Below are 18,006 nucleotides of genomic sequence, written 5' to 3'. Positions count from 1 at the left end.
GCGATCCTCCATGGCGCGCCCACTGCCCTCTACGTCATCCAGGCGAACCCACGCGCAGTGCCGGTGTTCGCCGCTCCTTCAAGCAGGGAACCTCCATGAGCAAACCAACACGCGGGGTGATCAATGAATTGTTCGCCCTGCTCAAACCCTTTCGACTGATCGTCAGCGTGTCGATCCTGCTCGGCATGGTCGGTGGCCTGAGCGTCACCGCGCTGCTGGCGACCATCAACAATGCGCTGCACACCGAGGGCGCACTGACCAGCACGATGGTCGCGGTGTTCGCCGGCCTGTGCCTGCTGGCGCTGACCAGCTCGATCTTTTCCGACATCGGCACCAATTTCGTCGGCCAGCACATCATCGCTACATTGCGCAAAGAGCTCGGCGAGAAAGTCCTCTCGGCGCCGATCGAGCAGATCGAGCGCTATCGCAGCCATCGGCTGATTCCGGTGCTGACCCACGACGTCGACACCATCAGCGACTTCGCCTTTGCCTTTGCGCCGCTGGCGATTTCCCTGACCGTGACCCTTGGTTGCATGGGCTACCTGGCGATACTGTCGTGGCCGATGTTCCTGATGATGGCGGTGGCGATCCTGGTCGGCACGGTCATTCAGTACATCGCGCGCGGGCGCGGCATGCAGGGTTTCCTCAAGGCCCGCGACTACGAAGACGAGTTGCAGAAGCACTACCACGCGGTCGCCGAGGGCGCCAAGGAACTGCGCATCCACCGCCCGCGCCGGCATCGCATGTTTGTCTCGGGCATCGAAGGCACGGCCGACAAGATCTGCGCGACGCAGGTGCGTTCGGTAAACATTTTCGTGGTCGCCAAGACTTTGGGTTCGATGCTGTTCTTCGTGGTGATCGGCTTGGCGCTGGGCCTGCAATCGCTGTGGCCGAGTGCTGACAAAGCAGTCATGAGCGGCTTCGTGCTGGTGCTGCTGTACATGAAAGGGCCGCTGGAACACATCATCGGCACCTTGCCGATCGTCAGTCGCGCGCAGATTGCGTTCCGCCGCATTGCCGATCTGTCCGAGCAATTCTCCTCGCCCGAGCCGCACCTGCTGCTCAGCGACCAGGGCCATCAAAAGACCCCGGTGCACAGTTTGGAACTGACCGATGTCTCGTACAGTTTCCCGACGGTAGAAGGCGCCAAGCCGTTCCGTCTGGGGCCGGTGAACCTGAAAATCGAACAGGGCGACATCATTTTCATCGTCGGCGAAAACGGCTGCGGCAAGACCACGCTGATCAAATTGCTGCTGGGCCTGTACGCGCCACAGCAAGGCGAAATCCGCCTCAATCAGCAGCTCGTCGATGCCGCCAACCGCGACGATTACCGCCAGTTGTTCACCACGATCTTCGCCGACTATTACCTGTTCGACGACGTGGTCCAGGGCGACACCCATATCCCGGAAGACGCCAACAAATACCTGGAGCGCCTGGAAATTGCGCACAAGGTCAGTGTGCGTGACGGCTCGTTCACCACCACCGACTTGTCCACCGGCCAGCGCAAGCGTCTGGCCCTGATCAACGCCTGGCTGGAGGAGCGTCCGGTGCTGGTGTTCGACGAGTGGGCCGCCGATCAGGACCCGACCTTCCGGCGGATTTTCTACACCGAGCTGCTGCCGGACCTGAAGCGTCTGGGCAAGACCATCATCGTCATTTCCCACGACGATCGTTACTTCGATGTAGCAGACCAACTGGTGCGCATGAGCGCCGGCAAAGTGGTCACTGAGCTGCAACCCGCCTGACTGTGAAAATTTTGTAAAAAAAATGGCGTTGAGCTTTCCGGTTTTCGGAAGGCTCAACGTCTTACTAACAGTTAATAGAAATAGTTCTCAGTCAACACTTTGAAGAGTAGAAGAACAATGCCCGCACCGCACGGACTCCACCCGCTCGCCAAGGCCCTGCTGATCCGCCGCTCCTTCCGTTGCACCTTGCCCGCGTTCTGCGCCATGGCCCTGACCGTGCCGATGATCGGCCAGGCCCAGGCCGCCGCCGTGGCGATCAATATTCCTGCACAGTCGCTGGGGAGCGCCCTGCAGGAATTCGGTCGCCAGACCAACCTCCAAGTGCTGTACAGCCCGGATGAAGTCAGCGGCCTGCGCAGCAGCGCGGTCAGTGGCAACCTGGAACCGACCGCCGCCATCGCGCAACTGCTGCAAGGCACGAACATCGCCTACAGCGTCGAGGGCAACAACGTCGCCTTGCGTTCGCGCAGCAGCGGTGGCGCCAGCCTCGATCTGGCCCCGACCAGCATTTCCGCCACCGCCGAATCGGCCTGGGGCCCGGTCGACGGGATCGTCGCCAAGCGCAGCGCCACCGGTTCGAAGACCGATTCGTCGCTCAAGGAAATCCCGCAGACCATCAACGTCGTCACTCAAGACGAAATCAAGATGCGCGGCTCGAAGACCGTCACCGAAGCCCTGCAATACACGCCAGGCATGACCGGCGGCGGTTTCTCGGACCGGGTGAAGATCTTCGACGAACCGACCTCCCGCGGCTTCTCCCCTACTCCGCTGTACCTCGACGGCCTGCACATGCCTTACGGCGGCGGCAGCACCGGTGGTTCGCTGCAGATCGACCCGTACACGCTGGAGCGCGTCGAAGTGCTCAAGGGCCCGGCCTCGGTGCTGTACGGCCAGAACCAGCCTGGCGGTATCGTCAACATGGTCAGCAAGCGTCCGACCGCGACCCCGCTGCACGAAGTGAAGATCGGTGGCGGCAGCTATGACCGCAAGTACGGTGCCTTCGACCTCGGCGGCCCGATCGACGATCAAGGCGAATTCCTCTATCGCCTGACCGGTGTGGTCAACGACAGCGGCTCGGCCATCGACTACGCCAGCCAGAACCGCATGCTGCTGGCGCCAAGCCTGACCTGGCTGCCTAACGATCAGACCACCATCACCGTGTTCGGTCAGTACCAGAAAGACCACGACGTACCGGAAGCCCAGGGCCTGCCGGCCAACGGCACCGTGCATCGCAGCCAGGCCGGGCGCATCAGCCGCAGCCTGTTCCTCGGCGAGCCGGACGTGAACAAATACCACCGCGAGCAGTTCGTGGTCGGTTACGAGATTGCCCACGAACTCAACGACGTCTGGACCCTGAAGCAGAACGCGCGTTACGCCGACATCAATGACCAGTACGTGGCGCCGCTGCACGGTTATTCGTTCCCGACCAACCCGGTCACCGGCCTCAACGACGGCAGCTACCAGAGCCGTTATGCGGTGGACTGGTCGCAGCACAACAAGGTCTACGGCATCGATAACATCGCCCAGGCCAAGTTCAACACCGCCGATGTCGAACACACCGTGCTGCTGGGTGTGGACTACTACCACTACAATTCGAAGTTCCTCGGCCTGTACGACCGCACCGCTCCAGGTCTGGACCTGTACAACCCGGTGTATGGCAGTCAGATCAATTTCCGCCAGCCGTACAAGTGGGACAACACCATCACCCAGACCGGCCTGTACGCTCAGGATCAACTGCGCTGGAACCAGTGGTTCCTGACCCTCGGCGGTCGGTATGACTTCGCTGAAACCGACAACAAGCAACCGCTGAGCGGCGGCCACAGCAACCAGAAGGACGAGAAGTTCACCGGGCGTGCCGGCCTCGGCTACGAGTTCGAAAACGGCATCACACCGTACGTCAGCTACGCCGAATCGTTCCTGCCGCAAACCGGTACCGACATGAGCGGCAGCGCCTTCGAACCGACCACCGGCAAGCAGTACGAAGTCGGCGTCAAGTACGAGCCGAAGTCGATCGACGGCTTCATTCAGCTGTCGGCGTACCAGATCGACCAGGACAACATGCTCACCACCGACCTCAACAACCCTGGTTTCAGCACCCAGAGCGGCTCCGTGCGTTCGCGCGGTATCGAGCTGGAAGGCAAGGTCAACGTCACCCGCAACCTGCGCGTGCTGGCAGCGGTGTCGCGCAACCAGACCAAGTGGGAGAAAGACAACGACGGGCGCGAAGGTCGCACCCTGGCCATGCGTCCACCGCTGACCGCCTCCGCGTGGGTCAACTATGACTTCGACATCTCCACCGCCCTCGCCGGTTTCGGCATGGGCCTGGGCGCCCGCTACGTGCGCAGCAGCTACGGTTCGGATTACGAGTCGGACTCGTTCCAGATTCCGTCCTACACCGTGTATGACGCCATGGTCTCTTACGACCTGGAGAAATCGCCGCTGCATGTCAAAGGCGTGAAGCTGCAAGCCAACCTGCAAAACCTCACCGACGAGAAATACGTTGCCGCGTGCAACGGTACCCTCGATTGCTACTACGGCGAAGGCCGGACCATGACTGCTGACGTGACCTACAACTGGTAATACGTTTAGCGCTCACTGAAACGCCGGCATTTGCTGGCGTTTTTTTTGCGGGCTGATTGGGGCTTGGCGGCCTTTGGGCCGACCAGGCTCTTGGGGTTTTGGGTGAATATCCGTTGCTTCGGTAACGGCCTCCTATGGTTCCGCCCTTACGGCGGGTCACTTTTTCCAAACGCCGAAAAAGTAACCAAAAAGGCTTCCCCCGGCGTACGGCACTTCGCTGAGGCTCAGTGTTCCCTCGCTACGGTGTCCATCCGGGGGCATCGCCTACGGTTTGCTTCGCTGCACCTCCTCTCGATGGATGCGGCTTCGCCGCATGGCGCTGCGCGCCTACCCCCCGGTTGGACACCTACGCTCGGCCTGCCGATGGGGCTGAAGATCAAAAGCCACATCAAGAGCCAAAGCCAAAGCCAAAGCAGATCAAAAGATCACAGCCTTCGGCAGTTCCTACAGGGGATTGGGTGTATTCAGTTGGAGTTTGGTCGGCTGTCAGGCCGCCTTCGCGAGCAAGCTCGCTCCCACAGGGGGATGAGTGCATTCAGTCAGAGATCGGTCGGCTCGCAGGCCGCCATCGCCAGCAGGCTGGCTCCTACAGAAAAGCAAAAGCCGAGCGCTCGCTTTTCCACCGCTCAACACAATGAGCGTTAGCTCGAGTAAAGCTTTTGATCTGAGGGCCCGTCGGCAGGCTGAGTGGAGGGATTTATCCGGGGTGGGAGCGCAGCGACCGTTTGGCGCAGCCAAACACAGCGAGAGGAGGTGCAGCGAAGCAAACCGTAGGCGCTGCCCCCGGATGAATCCCGGAGCGAAGGAACCCGAGCCTAGGCGAGGGCCGAACGTCAGGGCATAGACCTTTTGGTTACTTTTGGGGCGTTTGCCAAAAGTGACCCGCCGTAAGGGCGGAACCCTAGGCCGCCGTTACCGCAGCAACGGATATTCACCCCCCGCCCCGTCAAGCCAAATCAAACACCTCCACCAAGCGCCCAGCAATCAACTCCAGCGCCTCTTCAGCCTCATCAACAATCGCCCCCATCCGCATAAAGTCATGGGTCATGCCCGAGTACACCTGCAAATCCACAACAACCCCCGCCGCCTGCAGATGCCAGGCATACGCCACCCCCTCATCGTGCAACGGATCACACTCGGCCAACACCATCAACACCGGCGCGACATCGGCCGGAACTTCGCCGAGCAACGGCGAAAAACGTGGATCAAGACGATCGCTGGCATCACGCTGATAGTGCTCGTAAAACCACTGCAGCGAAGCCTTCTCCAGCAGATAACCTTCGGCGAAACGCTCGATCGACGGCGTGCTGCGACTGGCATCGGTGACCGGATAAATCAGCACCTGCAAACGCGGCTGCACAGCGGCATCCGTCAGTTGCGCAGCCAGCACCGTGGCCAGGCTGCCACCGACGCTGTCACCAGCAATCGCCAGCCGCGCCGTGTCGATGCCCAGATCAGCCGCACTCGCCAGCAGCCAGTCCCAGGCATCGCGGGCATCATCGGCCGCTGTCGGAAAGCGATGTTCCGGTGCCAGTCGATACGCCACCGAAATCACCACACAATCGGCCAGCGAGGCCAACGCACGGCACAGCGAATCATGCGAATCGAGGCTGCCGACCACATAGCCGCCGCCATGAAAATACAACAGTGCCGGACGACCGGCGCCCGCCTGCAACGGATGATTGCTGTAGATCCGTGCGTTCAACAGTGCACCGTCACGCACCGGCAATTGCAGCTCATCCACCACGGCCAGTTCTTCACCGCCGGCGTCCATCAGCAAGGACGACTGATCGAATTGTTCGCGAGCCTCGGTCGGGCTCAACTCATACATGCCGACGCGTTTGCCACTGGCCCGGCCGTTGCCGACCAGTTGCAGAAATGCGCCGATATCAGGATTCAATGACATTCAAATCTCCAAACCGATCGGGCGCCATCAGCGCCCGATCGGTTTTACTTGGCTTTCACAGCAGGTTTCAGGACATGACTACTGATTCAACGATCTGGCCGAGCATTTCTTCAGCCTCGGACAGGAAAGTTTCATCGCGCGGGATCTGGAAGTGCCCGCAATCCAGCCATTCGCCGCCCATGCCCGGCTGTTCCAGTTGCGCCGCCAGCTCCAATGCCTCGGCTTCGCGACCCAGTGTCCACCAGCACGTCGGGTTGACGGTCAACGGCGCACAACGCTCAAGCTTGAGCGACAACTGCTTGAGCCGGCGCGCCACGCTGAACACCTGCGCCAGTTCATCGGCACCCAGCGCCACATAAGTCGACGCCCCGCGCTCGGCGCTCATCGCACGCTGGAACAGCGCACGCAGATTGTGCGGCGTTTCTTCACCGTCGATGGACAAGCCCGGTGCGGCGTCCGGCAGCGTCACCTGCAGGAAGTCGCGCAGGTCGGCTTGCCAGTCATCGACCGCCCCGGCGTCGACCGCCGCCGACGGCACGAAGCTGTCGACCAGCCCGACAAACTTGACCTGTTGCCCGGCCTGCTCCAGTTGCGCGGCGATCAACATCGCCAGCGTACCGCCCAGCGACCAGCCGAGCAGGTGATACGGCCCCTGCGGCTGTTTCTGGCGAATCTGCGCAAGGTAATCACTGGCCATTTCCTGCAGCGAGGTGTCGTTGAACGCCGGATCCAGCAGCATCCGCGACTGAATCGCCAACACCTGGCGCCGACCGCTCAAGCGCCGCGCCAGCGGCTCGTAGTCGAACACCGTGCCGAAGCCGGCGTGGAGGCAGAACAACGGCGCCACGCCCGTGACCTCGGCGTTCATCGCCAGCAACCCGGAGGCTTTTTCCGCCGTGCCCTGAACGCTCGCCAGCAGTTCGCCGATGCTCGGTTTCTGCATCAGATCACGCAGTTTCAGGCTCAGGCCTTGAGCCTTGAGTACGCGGCTGCGGGCCACCACTTGCAGGCTGAGGATCGAATCGCCACCCAGTTCGAAGAAGTTGTCGGTGAGCCCGACCCGTTCGACTTTCAGCACTTCCTGCCAGATCTTCGCCAGGGCTTTTTCCAGCTCGGTGCGCGGCTCGACATAGGCCAGACGCTGTTCGGCGTCCGGATTCGGCAGGGCCTTGCGGTCGAGCTTGCCGTTCGGTGTCAGCGGCATGCGCTCAAGGACCATGAGGTGCGCCGGCACCATGTAATCCGGCAGGCTGGCCTTGAGTTGCTCGCGCAGACGCTCGCCCAAACCGTCGGCCGGCGTGTCGGTAGCGGCCAGCACATAGCCGAGCAGTTGCTTGCCGCTCACGCCCTCGCGGGCCACCACGGCGGCGTCACGCACGCCCGGCTGCTGCTTGAGGCGCGCTTCGATTTCACCCAGCTCGATGCGGAAACCACGGATCTTCACCTGATGGTCGATCCGCCCGAGGTAGTCGACAGTGCCGTCGGCACGCTGGCGCACCAGGTCGCCGGTGCGGTACAGGCGACTGCCGTCGGCGCTGAACGGGTTGGCGACGAACCGTTCGGCGGTGCCACCGGCACGCCCCAGATAACCGCGCGCCAACACGCCACCCAGGTACAACTCACCGGCAATGCCGGCCGGCAGCGGGTTGAGATCGCTGTCGAGCACATAACCGCTGCGCTCGCCGACCACGCTGCCGATCGGCGCATAGGCCGCGCCGCATTGATCATCCGCCGCAGCCTTCCAGATCAGCGGCGTGACCACCGTTTCGGTCGGGCCATAGCCGTTGATGATGTACTGCGGTTGCAGTGCGCGTTTGGCCAGTTCGAAACTCGCCACCGGCACCGCATCCCCGCCGAAGCAGTAGATCCGTACCGGCGGCGGATTGCCGTGCTGTTCGGCGTGTTCGGCCAGTTGTTGCAGGTACACCGGCGGGAACGCGGCCACGCTCACGCCATGCTGATGCAGGGCGTCAAAGGTTTGTTCGGCCGTCCACAGGCTGTCGTCGCGAATCAGCAAACGAGCACCGTGTGTCAGGGTGGTCAGCCAGCGCTCATGCGCGCCGTCGAAGGCGAACGACATGAAGTGCAACTCGCAATCGGCTGCGCTCATTTCGTAACGCTGACCGATCGCCTGACAGTGCATCGCCAGCGGCCCGTGCGCCACGCCGACACCTTTCGGCTGACCGGTGGAACCGGAGGTGTAGATCACGTAGGCCAGGTTGCCCGGCTGCACCGTGACCTGCGGCGCCGAATCCGGCTGAGCGCGCAGATCCAGCTGATCGAGTTCCAGCACCTGCAGGTTGGCCTGGGTCGGCAGCACCTGACGCAGACTCGAATCGCTGAGCAGCAAAGCGATGCCCGAATCGTGCATCAAATAGCTCAAGCGTTCGCGCGGATAGGTCGCGTCCAGCGGCACGTAGGCGCCACCAGCCTTGAGCACCGCCAACAGCGCGACAATCATGTTTTCGCTGCGTGGCAGGGCCACACCGACCCGCACTTCCGGACCGACACCTTCGGCGATCAGCGCATGCGCCAGTCGATTGGCCCGCGCGTCGATCTGGCCGTAGCTGAAGGCTTGCTCATTGAAGATCACTGCGGTTTGTTCGGCCCGCTGCGCGGCCCACCCGGCAATGCGCTGGTGCACCAGCGTGGTCTGCGGTTGCGCGACAACGTCCGGCGCGGGCGCGACTTGCCCGGTCGGCAGACCGATGCGTCCCAGCGCCTGCCCGGCGTCCTGAACCAGTGCCGTGAGCAGGCCTTCCATGTTGCTGCGGATGCCCTCCACGGTCGCCAGATCAAAATGTTCGCGCAGGAACATGTACTCGATCACCAACCCGTCTTCGAGGGTGACCATCAGGTCCATCGGGAAGTTGGTCAGGCCCGAGTTATTGATCTCGCCAAACTTCAGCGAATCATCGCGCCACTCGCGCAGCGCCTGATCGATCGGGTGATTTTCGAACACGATGATGCTGTCGAACAGCGACTGCCCGGCACGCCCGCCCCAACGCTGGACGTCGGTCAGCGGCGTGTATTCGCGCTCGCGCAGTTCCAGATTGAAATCCTGCAACTCGCGCAACCAGGCGCCCACGGCCTGCTCGGCCGGCACGTCCTTGATCACCGGCAAGGTGTTGATGAACAGGCCGAGGATCGATTCCGAGGCCGGCAGGCTCGCCGGACGCCCCGCCACCGTGGCGCCGAACGCCACGCAACGCTGGCCGCTGTACCGGCTGAGCAGCACCAGCCACGCGCCCTGCACCAAAGTGTTGAGGGTGACCTGCTGCGCCTGGGCAAAGGCTTTCAACTGTTCGGTGCGGGCCTCGCCCAGACGGCTGTACAGCGCCTGGTGACCGCGACCGCTGCCGGTGCGCGTCACCGCGTCCGCCAGATAGGTCGGTTCGTCGAGCAGGCTCAGGTGCTGACGCCAGAAACCTTCGCTGGCATTCGCGTCCTGCTGCTGCAGCCAGTTGATGTAACCGCGATACGGCACCGCTTCGGCCAGTGGGCGTCCGGAATACTGGCTCAGCACCTCACCGATCAACTGCGAACTGCTCCAGCCGTCGATCAGAATGTGATGGTAGGTCCAGATCAACTGATAGCTGTGCTCGCCGACTTGCACCAGCGTCAGCCGTTGCAGCGGTGGCTGGTCAAGGTCGAAGCCCTTGGCCCGCTCGGCATCCGCCAGACCTTGCAAGGCCTCGGCGCAATGATCCTGCTCGCGCCAGTCAAGCAGGCTGAACGGCAACTGCGGATCGGCGAGTACGAATTGCAGCGGCTCGGCCATGTCCTGCCAAAGGAAACCGGTGCGCAAAATATCGTGACGACGGCTGACGGTTTCCCACGCGGCTTGCAGACGCAGCGGCTCAAGGCCCTGCACCGGAACGCTCAACTGGTTGACGTAGAGATCGGATTCCGGCGAATTCAGGCCGAGAAACAGCATGCCCTGCTGCATCGGCGACAAGCGATAGAGCCCGTCCAGTTGCCCCGCCGGCAATGGCAGCTGCGCCACTTGCGCCTCGCTCAAACCGTGCAGCGGCAGGTCGATCAGCGCCGGCTCCGGCGCCACACGCCCTTCGGCAGCTTGCACGCACAGGGCCAGTTGCTGAATGGTCGGTTGCTGGAACAGGTCTTTCGGGCTCAGCTCCAGCCCTTGCTGACGGGCGCGACTGACCACCTGAATCGAGATGATCGAGTCGCCGCCCAAGGCAAAGAAACTGTCGTGGGTGCTGACCTGCTCAAGGCCCAACACGTCTTTCCAGATCTCCACCAGCGCCTGCTCAGTGGCATTCGCCGGTTCGACATGCAACTGCGCGGCGCTGAGTTCCAGTGCTGGCAGGCGCTTGCGATCGATCTTGCCGTTGGGGGTCAGCGGCAACTGCGCCAGCCACAGGCGATGGCTCGGCACCATGTAATCCGGCAAGGTCGCGCCCAGCCAGTTGCCGAGGCTTTGCTGCAGTGCCGCCTGTTGTTCGGCGCTGGCGTCGATGATCGCCGGATCGCTCGGCACCAGATAGGCAATCAGTTGCTGACTGCCCGACACTTCGCTGGCGACGACCACCGCTTCACGCACGGCAGCATGCGCCAGCAGACGCGCTTCAATTTCGCCCAGCTCGATACGCAAGCCGCGAATTTTCACCTGATGGTCGATCCGGCCCATGTACTCCAGCTCGCCCTCCTCGCGCTGACGAATCAGGTCACCGGTGCGGTACAGGCGCTCGCCGTTACCGCCGAAAGGATTCGGCACGAAGCGCTCGGCGGTCATTGCCGCACGCCCCAGATAACCGCGCGTGATGCCGGCGCCGGACAGGTACAGCTCGGCCGAAACGCCTTGCGGCACCGCGTGCAGATCGGCATCCAGCAGATGGCTGGCGCTGTGATCAAGGGCACGCCCAATCCGCGCCTGACCGCCAGCACTGCGGCGGGTCCAGGTCGAATAAGTGGTGTCTTCCGACGGGCCGTACAGGTCGTAGACGTGTTCGACCGTCGACTGCTGATACAGCGCCTCCACCAGCGCTTGTTTCAGCGGTTCACCCGCCAGATTGATGATGCGCACACTTGGCGGAATCTGCCCGGCACGCTGCAGCGCGGCAATCGCCGACGGCACCGTGTTGACCAAACGAATTTGATCGCGGGCCGGCAGTTGCGGCAGCTCCAAGGCATTACGGGCGATGATCAGCGAGCCACCGTTAGCCAGGGTGACAAACAGCTCCCAGACCGACAGGTCGAAGCACACCGACGTCGAGGCCAGTACGCCTTGAATGTCCTCGCGGCGGTAGACCTTGGCCGACCAGTCGATCAGCGCCATGACGTTACGATGGGCAATCGCCACGCCTTTCGGTTTGCCGGTTGAACCGGAGGTGTAGATCACGTAGGCGAGGTTGTCCGGAGCGACCGATGTTTGCGGCGCGCTGCTCGGATAATCGCTCAACGAAAGCTGATCCATCAGCAGCACTTGCGTATCGCCCGGCACCCTCAGCGTCGCGGCAACCGCCTGCTCGGTGAGCAGCACCCGCGCACGGCTGTCTTCGAGCATGTAAGCCACGCGATCCGCCGGATAATCCGGGTCCAGCGGCACGTAAGCGCAACCAGCCTTGAGCACCGCGAGCAAGGCGACCAGCAACTGCTCGGAACGCGGCATCGCCACGCCCACCCGCACTTCCGGGCCGACGCCTAGCTCTAACAGTTTGTGCGCCAGACGATTGGCCTGCGCGTCCAGCTCGGCGTAGGTCAGTTGCGTATGGGCGAAGGTCACCGCCAAGGCATCCGGGGTCGCCGCCACCTGACGGGCGATGGCTTGATGGATGCATAGATCGGTGGAGAAGTCGGTGTTCGCCTGCGGGCTGTGCTCGATCAGGTTCAGCTCGCTGAGCGAACGCTCCCCCGACTCGCTCATCTGCCCGAGCAAGCGCTGCAGATACCCGGCCAGCTGCACCACGCTGTGCTCGGCAAAGCTTTCGCACTGGTAGCTGAAGTGCATCGACAACTCGTCGCTCAAGTGCACCAACAGCGTCAGCGGATAGTTGGTCTGCTCATGATTGTGGATTTCACCGAAGCGCAGTTCTTGCGGTGCGCCCTGCGCCAGCGCCTCGGACACCGGGTAGTTCTCGAACACCAGAATGTTATCGAACAGCGCCTCACCGTTGCGCTCGGCCCAGCGTTGAATATCGAACAGCGGGGTGTGCTCATGCTCACGCAAGGCGAGGTTCTGCGCCTGCACGCTCTGCAACCATTCGCCAACGCTCGATGAGGACTGCGGGCTGGCGATGACCGGCAAGGTGTTGATGAACAGACCGATCTGCTGCTCGACCCCTTTGAGTTCAGCCGGACGCCCCGCCACCGTGGCACCGAACGCCACGCACGGCTGGCCGGTCAGGCGCTGCAACAGCAGCAGCCAGGCCGCTTGAATCAGCGTGTTGAGGGTGACCTTCTGCTGGCGCGCGAACTCGCCCAGACGCCGCGTCTGCTCAGCGTCGAGCACGCAGAAATGTTCGCCGTGGCCATCGCGTGGTGCATCGCCGCGCTGCGCCTGCAACGCTTGCGCGAGCAAGGTCGGCGCTTGCAGGTCAGCCAGTTGCGCGGTCCAGTAACGTTCGCTGGCCTGCACGTCCTGGCGCTGCAGCCATTCGATGTAATCGCGATAACGCCCGGCCAGTGGCGGTTGGGCAACCCCGCTGTAGCGTTGCAGGACTTCGCCGATCAACTGCGAGTTGCTCCAGCCGTCCATCAGGATGTGGTGGTTGGTGTAGATCAAGTGGCAGCGCTGCTCGTCCAGACGCACCACGACCATGCGCAACAGCGGCCCCTGGCTCAAGTCGAAACCTTGCGCCTGTTCGGCTGCGGCCAGCGCATTCAGATCGCTCTGACAATCGTCGCGATCACGCCAGTCGAGCACGCGGAACGGCATGTCCAGCTGCTTGTGCACCACCTGCACCGGACGCGCCAGTTCACCCTGCCAGACAAAGCTGCTGCGCAGGATGTCGTGGTTGTCCACCGCCGCTTGCCAGGCTTGCTGGAAGCGTTGCGGATCGAGGCCTTCGACATCGAGCCGGACCTGGTTGATGTAATCGCCAGTGGCCTGCTCGTAGAGGCTGTGGAACAACATGCCCTGCTGCATCGCCGACAGCGGATACACATCGGCGACCTGGCGTGGCGCCAGCGGAAACTGATCAAGCTGCGCCTGCGTCAGGCCGGCCAACGGGAAGTCCGACGGGGTCAGGCCTTCGACGCCCGGGGTCAGGCAATGGCCGATCAACGCTGCGAGTTCTGCGGCGTAATCTGCGGCCAGGGCTTCGATCACCGCGCTGTCGAAACGCTCATGGCTGAACGTCCAGCCGACCCGCAGCTCGCCGCCATACACTTGACCGTTGAGGGTCAACCAGTTGCCGAGCGGCGCCTCCGGGCTCTGATCGAGGCCGGCGTTGTCCGGCGACGGCACGAACAGCGCAGCCTCGTCGCCGGCGAAACTGCCGTCGAACTGCCCAAGGTAGTTGAAGGTGATGCGCGGGCTCGGCAAGGCCTGCAAGCTCTGCTGCGCGCGGGCATCACCGAGGTAACGCAAGGCGCCGAAACCGATGCCCTTGTTGGGGATCGAGCGCAGTTGTTCCTTGATCTGCTTGATCGACTCGCCAAGCGTGTCTGCCGGTGTCAGGCGCACCGGGAACAGGCTGGTGAACCAGCCCACCGTGCGGGTCAGATCGACACCGTCGAACAGTTCTTCGCGACCATGGCCTTCGAGCTGGATCAGCGTCGACGCCTGCCCGCTCCAACGGCCGATGACCCGCGCCAGTGCCGTCAGCAACAGATCGTTCACCTGGGTGCGGTACGCCGCCGGGGCCTCTTGCAGCAGTTGGCGGGTCAGCTCGGTGCCGAGGCGGGTTTGTACGGTCTGAGCCAGACGATTGTCCTGACTGGCGTCAACGCGTTTGCACGGCAGATCGGTGCTCACATCGCTCAGGCAGGTCTGCCAATAATCCAGTTCGGCCTGCAACGCCGGGCTGTTGGCGTAGCGCTGCAAGTGCTCGCCCCAGTCCTTGAAGGCACTGGTTCGGGACGGCAGACTCAACGGCTGATCATCAAGCAATTGCTGATAAGCGTTTTGCAGGTCTTCCAGCAGAATCCGCCACGACACGCCGTCCACCGCCAAGTGATGAATCACCAACTGCAAACGCTGTGTGCCATCGGCCAGAGTTGCCAGCACCGCACGCAGCAACGGCCCGTGTTGCAGATCGAGGCTGCGCTGGGCGCGATTACCCAAGGCTTCAAGAGCGGCGGCATCAGCAACGCCTTCCTGCCAGAGCAGGTTCTGCGGCAGCGCTTCGACCGCGCGATGCTCGGCCTGCCACACGCCATCGCGCTGGGTGAAGCTCAGGCGCAAGGCATCGTGATGAGCGACCAGTGCGCGCAACACTTGCTCGACTTTTTCAGCGTCCAGCGCCTGCCGCGGTTGCAGCAGTACCGACTGGTTCCAGTGATGACGCTGCGGAATTTCGTCGGCGAAGAACTGCTGCTGGATCGGCAGCATCAACGCCGCACCGCTCGCGGCTTGCTGATCAATGCTCGATTCGTCGCCACCCCACTGCGCGACCAGCGCCAGACGCTGCACGGTCTGGTGCTGGAACAGGTCTTTGGGATTGAGGCGGATGCCGGCCTGACGGGCGCGGCTGACCACCTGAATCGAGATGATCGAGTCACCGCCCAATTCAAAGAAGTTGTCGTGGATGCCGACTTGCGGCAGCTTCAGCACGTCCTGCCAGATCGCCGCCAGCCCCTGCTCCATCGCGCTTTGCGGCGCCTGATAGGTCTGCTGCGCCTGACTGGCGTCCGGCGACGGCAAGGCGTTGCGGTTGAGTTTGCCGTTGGCGGTCAACGGCAATTGCGCCAGCAGCAACAGGTGCGCCGGGACCATGTGATCCGGCAGACTGGCCTTGAGTTCGGCGCGCACGCTGTCGCGCCACAGCGCCTGTTCGGCCGGGCTTGCGTCGAGCAGCGCGGCGTCGCCTGGCACCAGATAAGCCACCAGTTGCTGACCGCTGAGCCCCGGTTGCGCCAGCACCACGGCCTGGCGCACGGCAGCCTGTTCCAGCAGTTGCGCTTCGATCTCGCCGAGTTCGATACGGAAACCGCGAATCTTCACCTGATGATCGATGCGCCCGATGTATTCGATCACGCCGTCGGCGCGATAGCGCGCCAGGTCACCGGTACGGTACAGACGCCCGCCATCGGCGGCGAACGGGTCGGGAATAAAGCGCAGGCTGGTCAGATCCGCGCGGTTCAGGTAACCGCGAGCCAGGCCGGCACGACCGATATACAGCTCACCGATGCAGCCTTTGGCGACCGGGTTCAGATCTCCGTCGAGCAAGTACCAGGACAGGTCGGGAATCGGCTCGCCGATCGGACTGCTGGCGTCACGCTGCAAGTCGGCCAGCGTAATCGGCCGGTAGGTCACGTGCACGGTGGTTTCGGTGATGCCGTACATGTTGATCAGTTGCGGTGCCTGATCGCCGAAACGCTCGAACCATGGACGCAGGCTCTTGACCTCCAGCGCCTCGCCGCCGAACACCACGTAACGCAGCGCCAGTGCTTGCGCCGCATGCTGCGGGGCGCAAGCCACTTGCATCAATTGCTTGAACGCCGACGGCGTCTGATTGAGCACGGTGACGCCTTCGCGGCAGAGCAAGGCGAAGAAATCTTCCGGCGAGCGGCTGACCTCGTAAGGCACCACCAGCAGTTTGCCGCCGTACAGCAGTGCCCCGAAAATCTCCCACACCGAGAAATCGAAAGCGTAGGAATGGAACAGGCTCCAGACATCCGTGGCGCCGAAACCGAACCACGCATCCGTGGCCTCGAACAGGCGCAGCACGTTGCGATGGGCCAACAACGTGCCCTTCGGTTGACCGGTAGAACCGGAGGTGTAGATCACGTAAGCCAGGTTATCCGGGCTCATGCGTACTTGCGGATTGCTGTCGCTGTAGCCTTCCAGACCGTCACGCTCCTGATCGAGCATCAGGCTGCGCAGCAAATCGGGTACTGGCAGACGTCCCAGCAGATGACTCTGCGTCAGCAGCAAGGCGATGCCGCTGTCGCCGATCATGTAGCTCAGGCGTTCCTCCGGATACGTCGGGTCCAGCGGCACATAGGCGCCGCCGGCCTTGAGAATCGCCAGCAGGCCGACCAGCATGTCGAGGCTGCGCTCCACCGCCAGACCGACGCGCACGTCCGGGCCGACACCGCTGGCAATCAGCTTGTGGGCCAACTGGTTGGCGCGGCTGTTCAGCTCGCCGTAGCTCAGGGACTGCCCGGCACAGCTCACGGCAATCGCTTGCGGGGCGCGGGCGGCTTGTTGTTCGATGCGTTGATGCAGGCACTGTTCGCTCGGGAAATCGCGGATGCACGGGTTCCACTGGCGCAGGGTCGCCGCGCGTTCGCTGGCATCATGCAGCGGCAGTTCGGCAATGCGCTGAGCGCTGTCGGCGACGATGCCTTGCAGCAGATGGGTCCAGTGTTGCGCCAGGCGCTCAATGGTTTCCACGTCGAACAAGTCGGTGGCATAGGTCAGCTCGGCCCAGACGTTGTCGCTCGATTCAAAGGTGTTCAGGGTCAGGTCGAACTGCGCGGTACTGGACGCCCAAGGCAAGCCTTCAATCGCCAGGTTTGGCAGCCGTGTGGCGCCCTGCGCCTGACGCACCTGGCTCTGGTGGTTGTGCATCACCTGGAACAGCGGGCTGTGGCTGAGGCTGCGCTCCGGTTGCAGCGCGTCGACCAGTTGCTCGAACGGCAGATCCTGATGCGCCTGCGCGCCGAGTACGGTGTTTTTCACTTGTTGCAGCAGGCTGCGGAACGTCTGCTGACTGTCGAACTCGGCCTTCAGAACCTGGGTGTTGACGAAGAAACCGATCAGGCCTTCGGTCTCGACCCGGTTGCGGTTGGCCACCGGCACGCCGACGCGGATATCGGCCTGACCGCTGTAGCGATGCAGCAAGGTCTGGAACGATGCCAGCAACAGCGCAAACAGCGTGACGTTTTCGCGTTGCGCCAGTTGCTTGAGCGCGGCGGCCAGTTCGAGGCTCAGCGGGATCTCGCGACGGGCTCCGCGATAGCTTTGCTCGGCTGGACGCGGACGGTCGGTCGGCAACTCCAGCAGCGGTTGATCGCCATCGCCGAGTTGTGCAGTCCAGTAGCTCAATTGCCGCTCGCGTTCACCGGCGTCCATCCACTGTTTCTGCCACGCGGCGTAGTCGGCGTATTGCACCGGCAGCGCCGGCAATTGCACGCGCTGGCCCTGGCTGTGGGCGGCATACAACGCCACCAGCTCATCGACCATGACATTCATCGACCAGCCATCGGCGACGATGTGATGCAGGGCGATGACCAGCGCGTGGTCATCGGCCGCCAGACGCAGCAGTTTGACCCGCAGCAACGGGCCTTGCTGCAGATTGAACAGGTGCAGGGTTTCGGCGGCGACCCGCGCTTGCAGCGTCGCCTCGTCGAGATCCGCCGCCACGTCCTGCACCTGCAGGTCGAGCGTGCCGTGGGCCTGGATCACTTGCAGGGTCTGGCCCTGCTGTTCGACGAAGCAGGTGCGCAGCGATTCATGGCGTTCGATCAGCGCGTCGAAGCTGCGCTGCAACGCCGGCAAATCCAGCTCACCGCGCAGACGCAACGCAGCCGGCACGTGATAAGCGGTGCTGTTCGGCTCCAGTTGCCAGAGGAACCATTGACGTTCCTGAGCATAGGACAGCGCCAGCGGTTGCTGGCGGGGCAACGCAACAATCGGCGGTT

General features: G+C 63.0%; 4 protein-coding genes (1 of these 4 running past the window's edge). 2 read left to right on the top strand and 2 right to left on the bottom strand.

Going from position 1 to position 18,006, the window contains the following annotated elements; genetic code table 11:
• Window positions 1-95: 95 nt before the first annotated feature.
• On the top strand, window positions 96-1,745 hold the full coding sequence (locus ACM6HV_RS00500) for a cyclic peptide export ABC transporter (RefSeq protein ID WP_414902886.1): 1,650 nt from the start codon (window positions 96-98) through the stop codon (window positions 1,743-1,745).
• Window positions 1,746-1,862: 117 nt separating this feature from the next.
• Window positions 1,863-4,325 (top strand): TonB-dependent siderophore receptor, encoded by a 2,463-nt coding sequence (locus ACM6HV_RS00495; RefSeq protein ID WP_414902884.1) that lies wholly within the window; start codon window positions 1,863-1,865, stop codon window positions 4,323-4,325.
• Between the two features lie 946 nt (window positions 4,326-5,271).
• Here the strand turns inward: ACM6HV_RS00495 and ACM6HV_RS00490 are convergent.
• Window positions 5,272-6,231, bottom strand: coding sequence for an alpha/beta hydrolase (locus tag ACM6HV_RS00490; RefSeq protein WP_414902882.1), 960 nt, complete (start codon window positions 6,229-6,231; stop codon window positions 5,272-5,274).
• Between the two features lie 67 nt (window positions 6,232-6,298).
• Window positions 6,299-18,006 carry the 3' portion of a non-ribosomal peptide synthase/polyketide synthase gene (locus ACM6HV_RS00485; RefSeq protein ID WP_414902880.1) on the bottom strand. It continues 3,289 nt past the right edge of the window, so 11,708 of the gene's 14,997 nt are visible here — the last part of the coding sequence; the start codon falls outside the window, past its right edge; it ends in the stop codon at window positions 6,299-6,301.

The organism is Pseudomonas sp. IT-P260 (assembly GCF_949768395.1).
In the GTDB taxonomy this organism is placed as follows: domain Bacteria; phylum Pseudomonadota; class Gammaproteobacteria; order Pseudomonadales; family Pseudomonadaceae; genus Aquipseudomonas; species Aquipseudomonas parakoreensis.
Note: the sequence above shows the minus strand (reverse complement) of the source record. Positions and strands in the feature narration are given on the sequence as shown.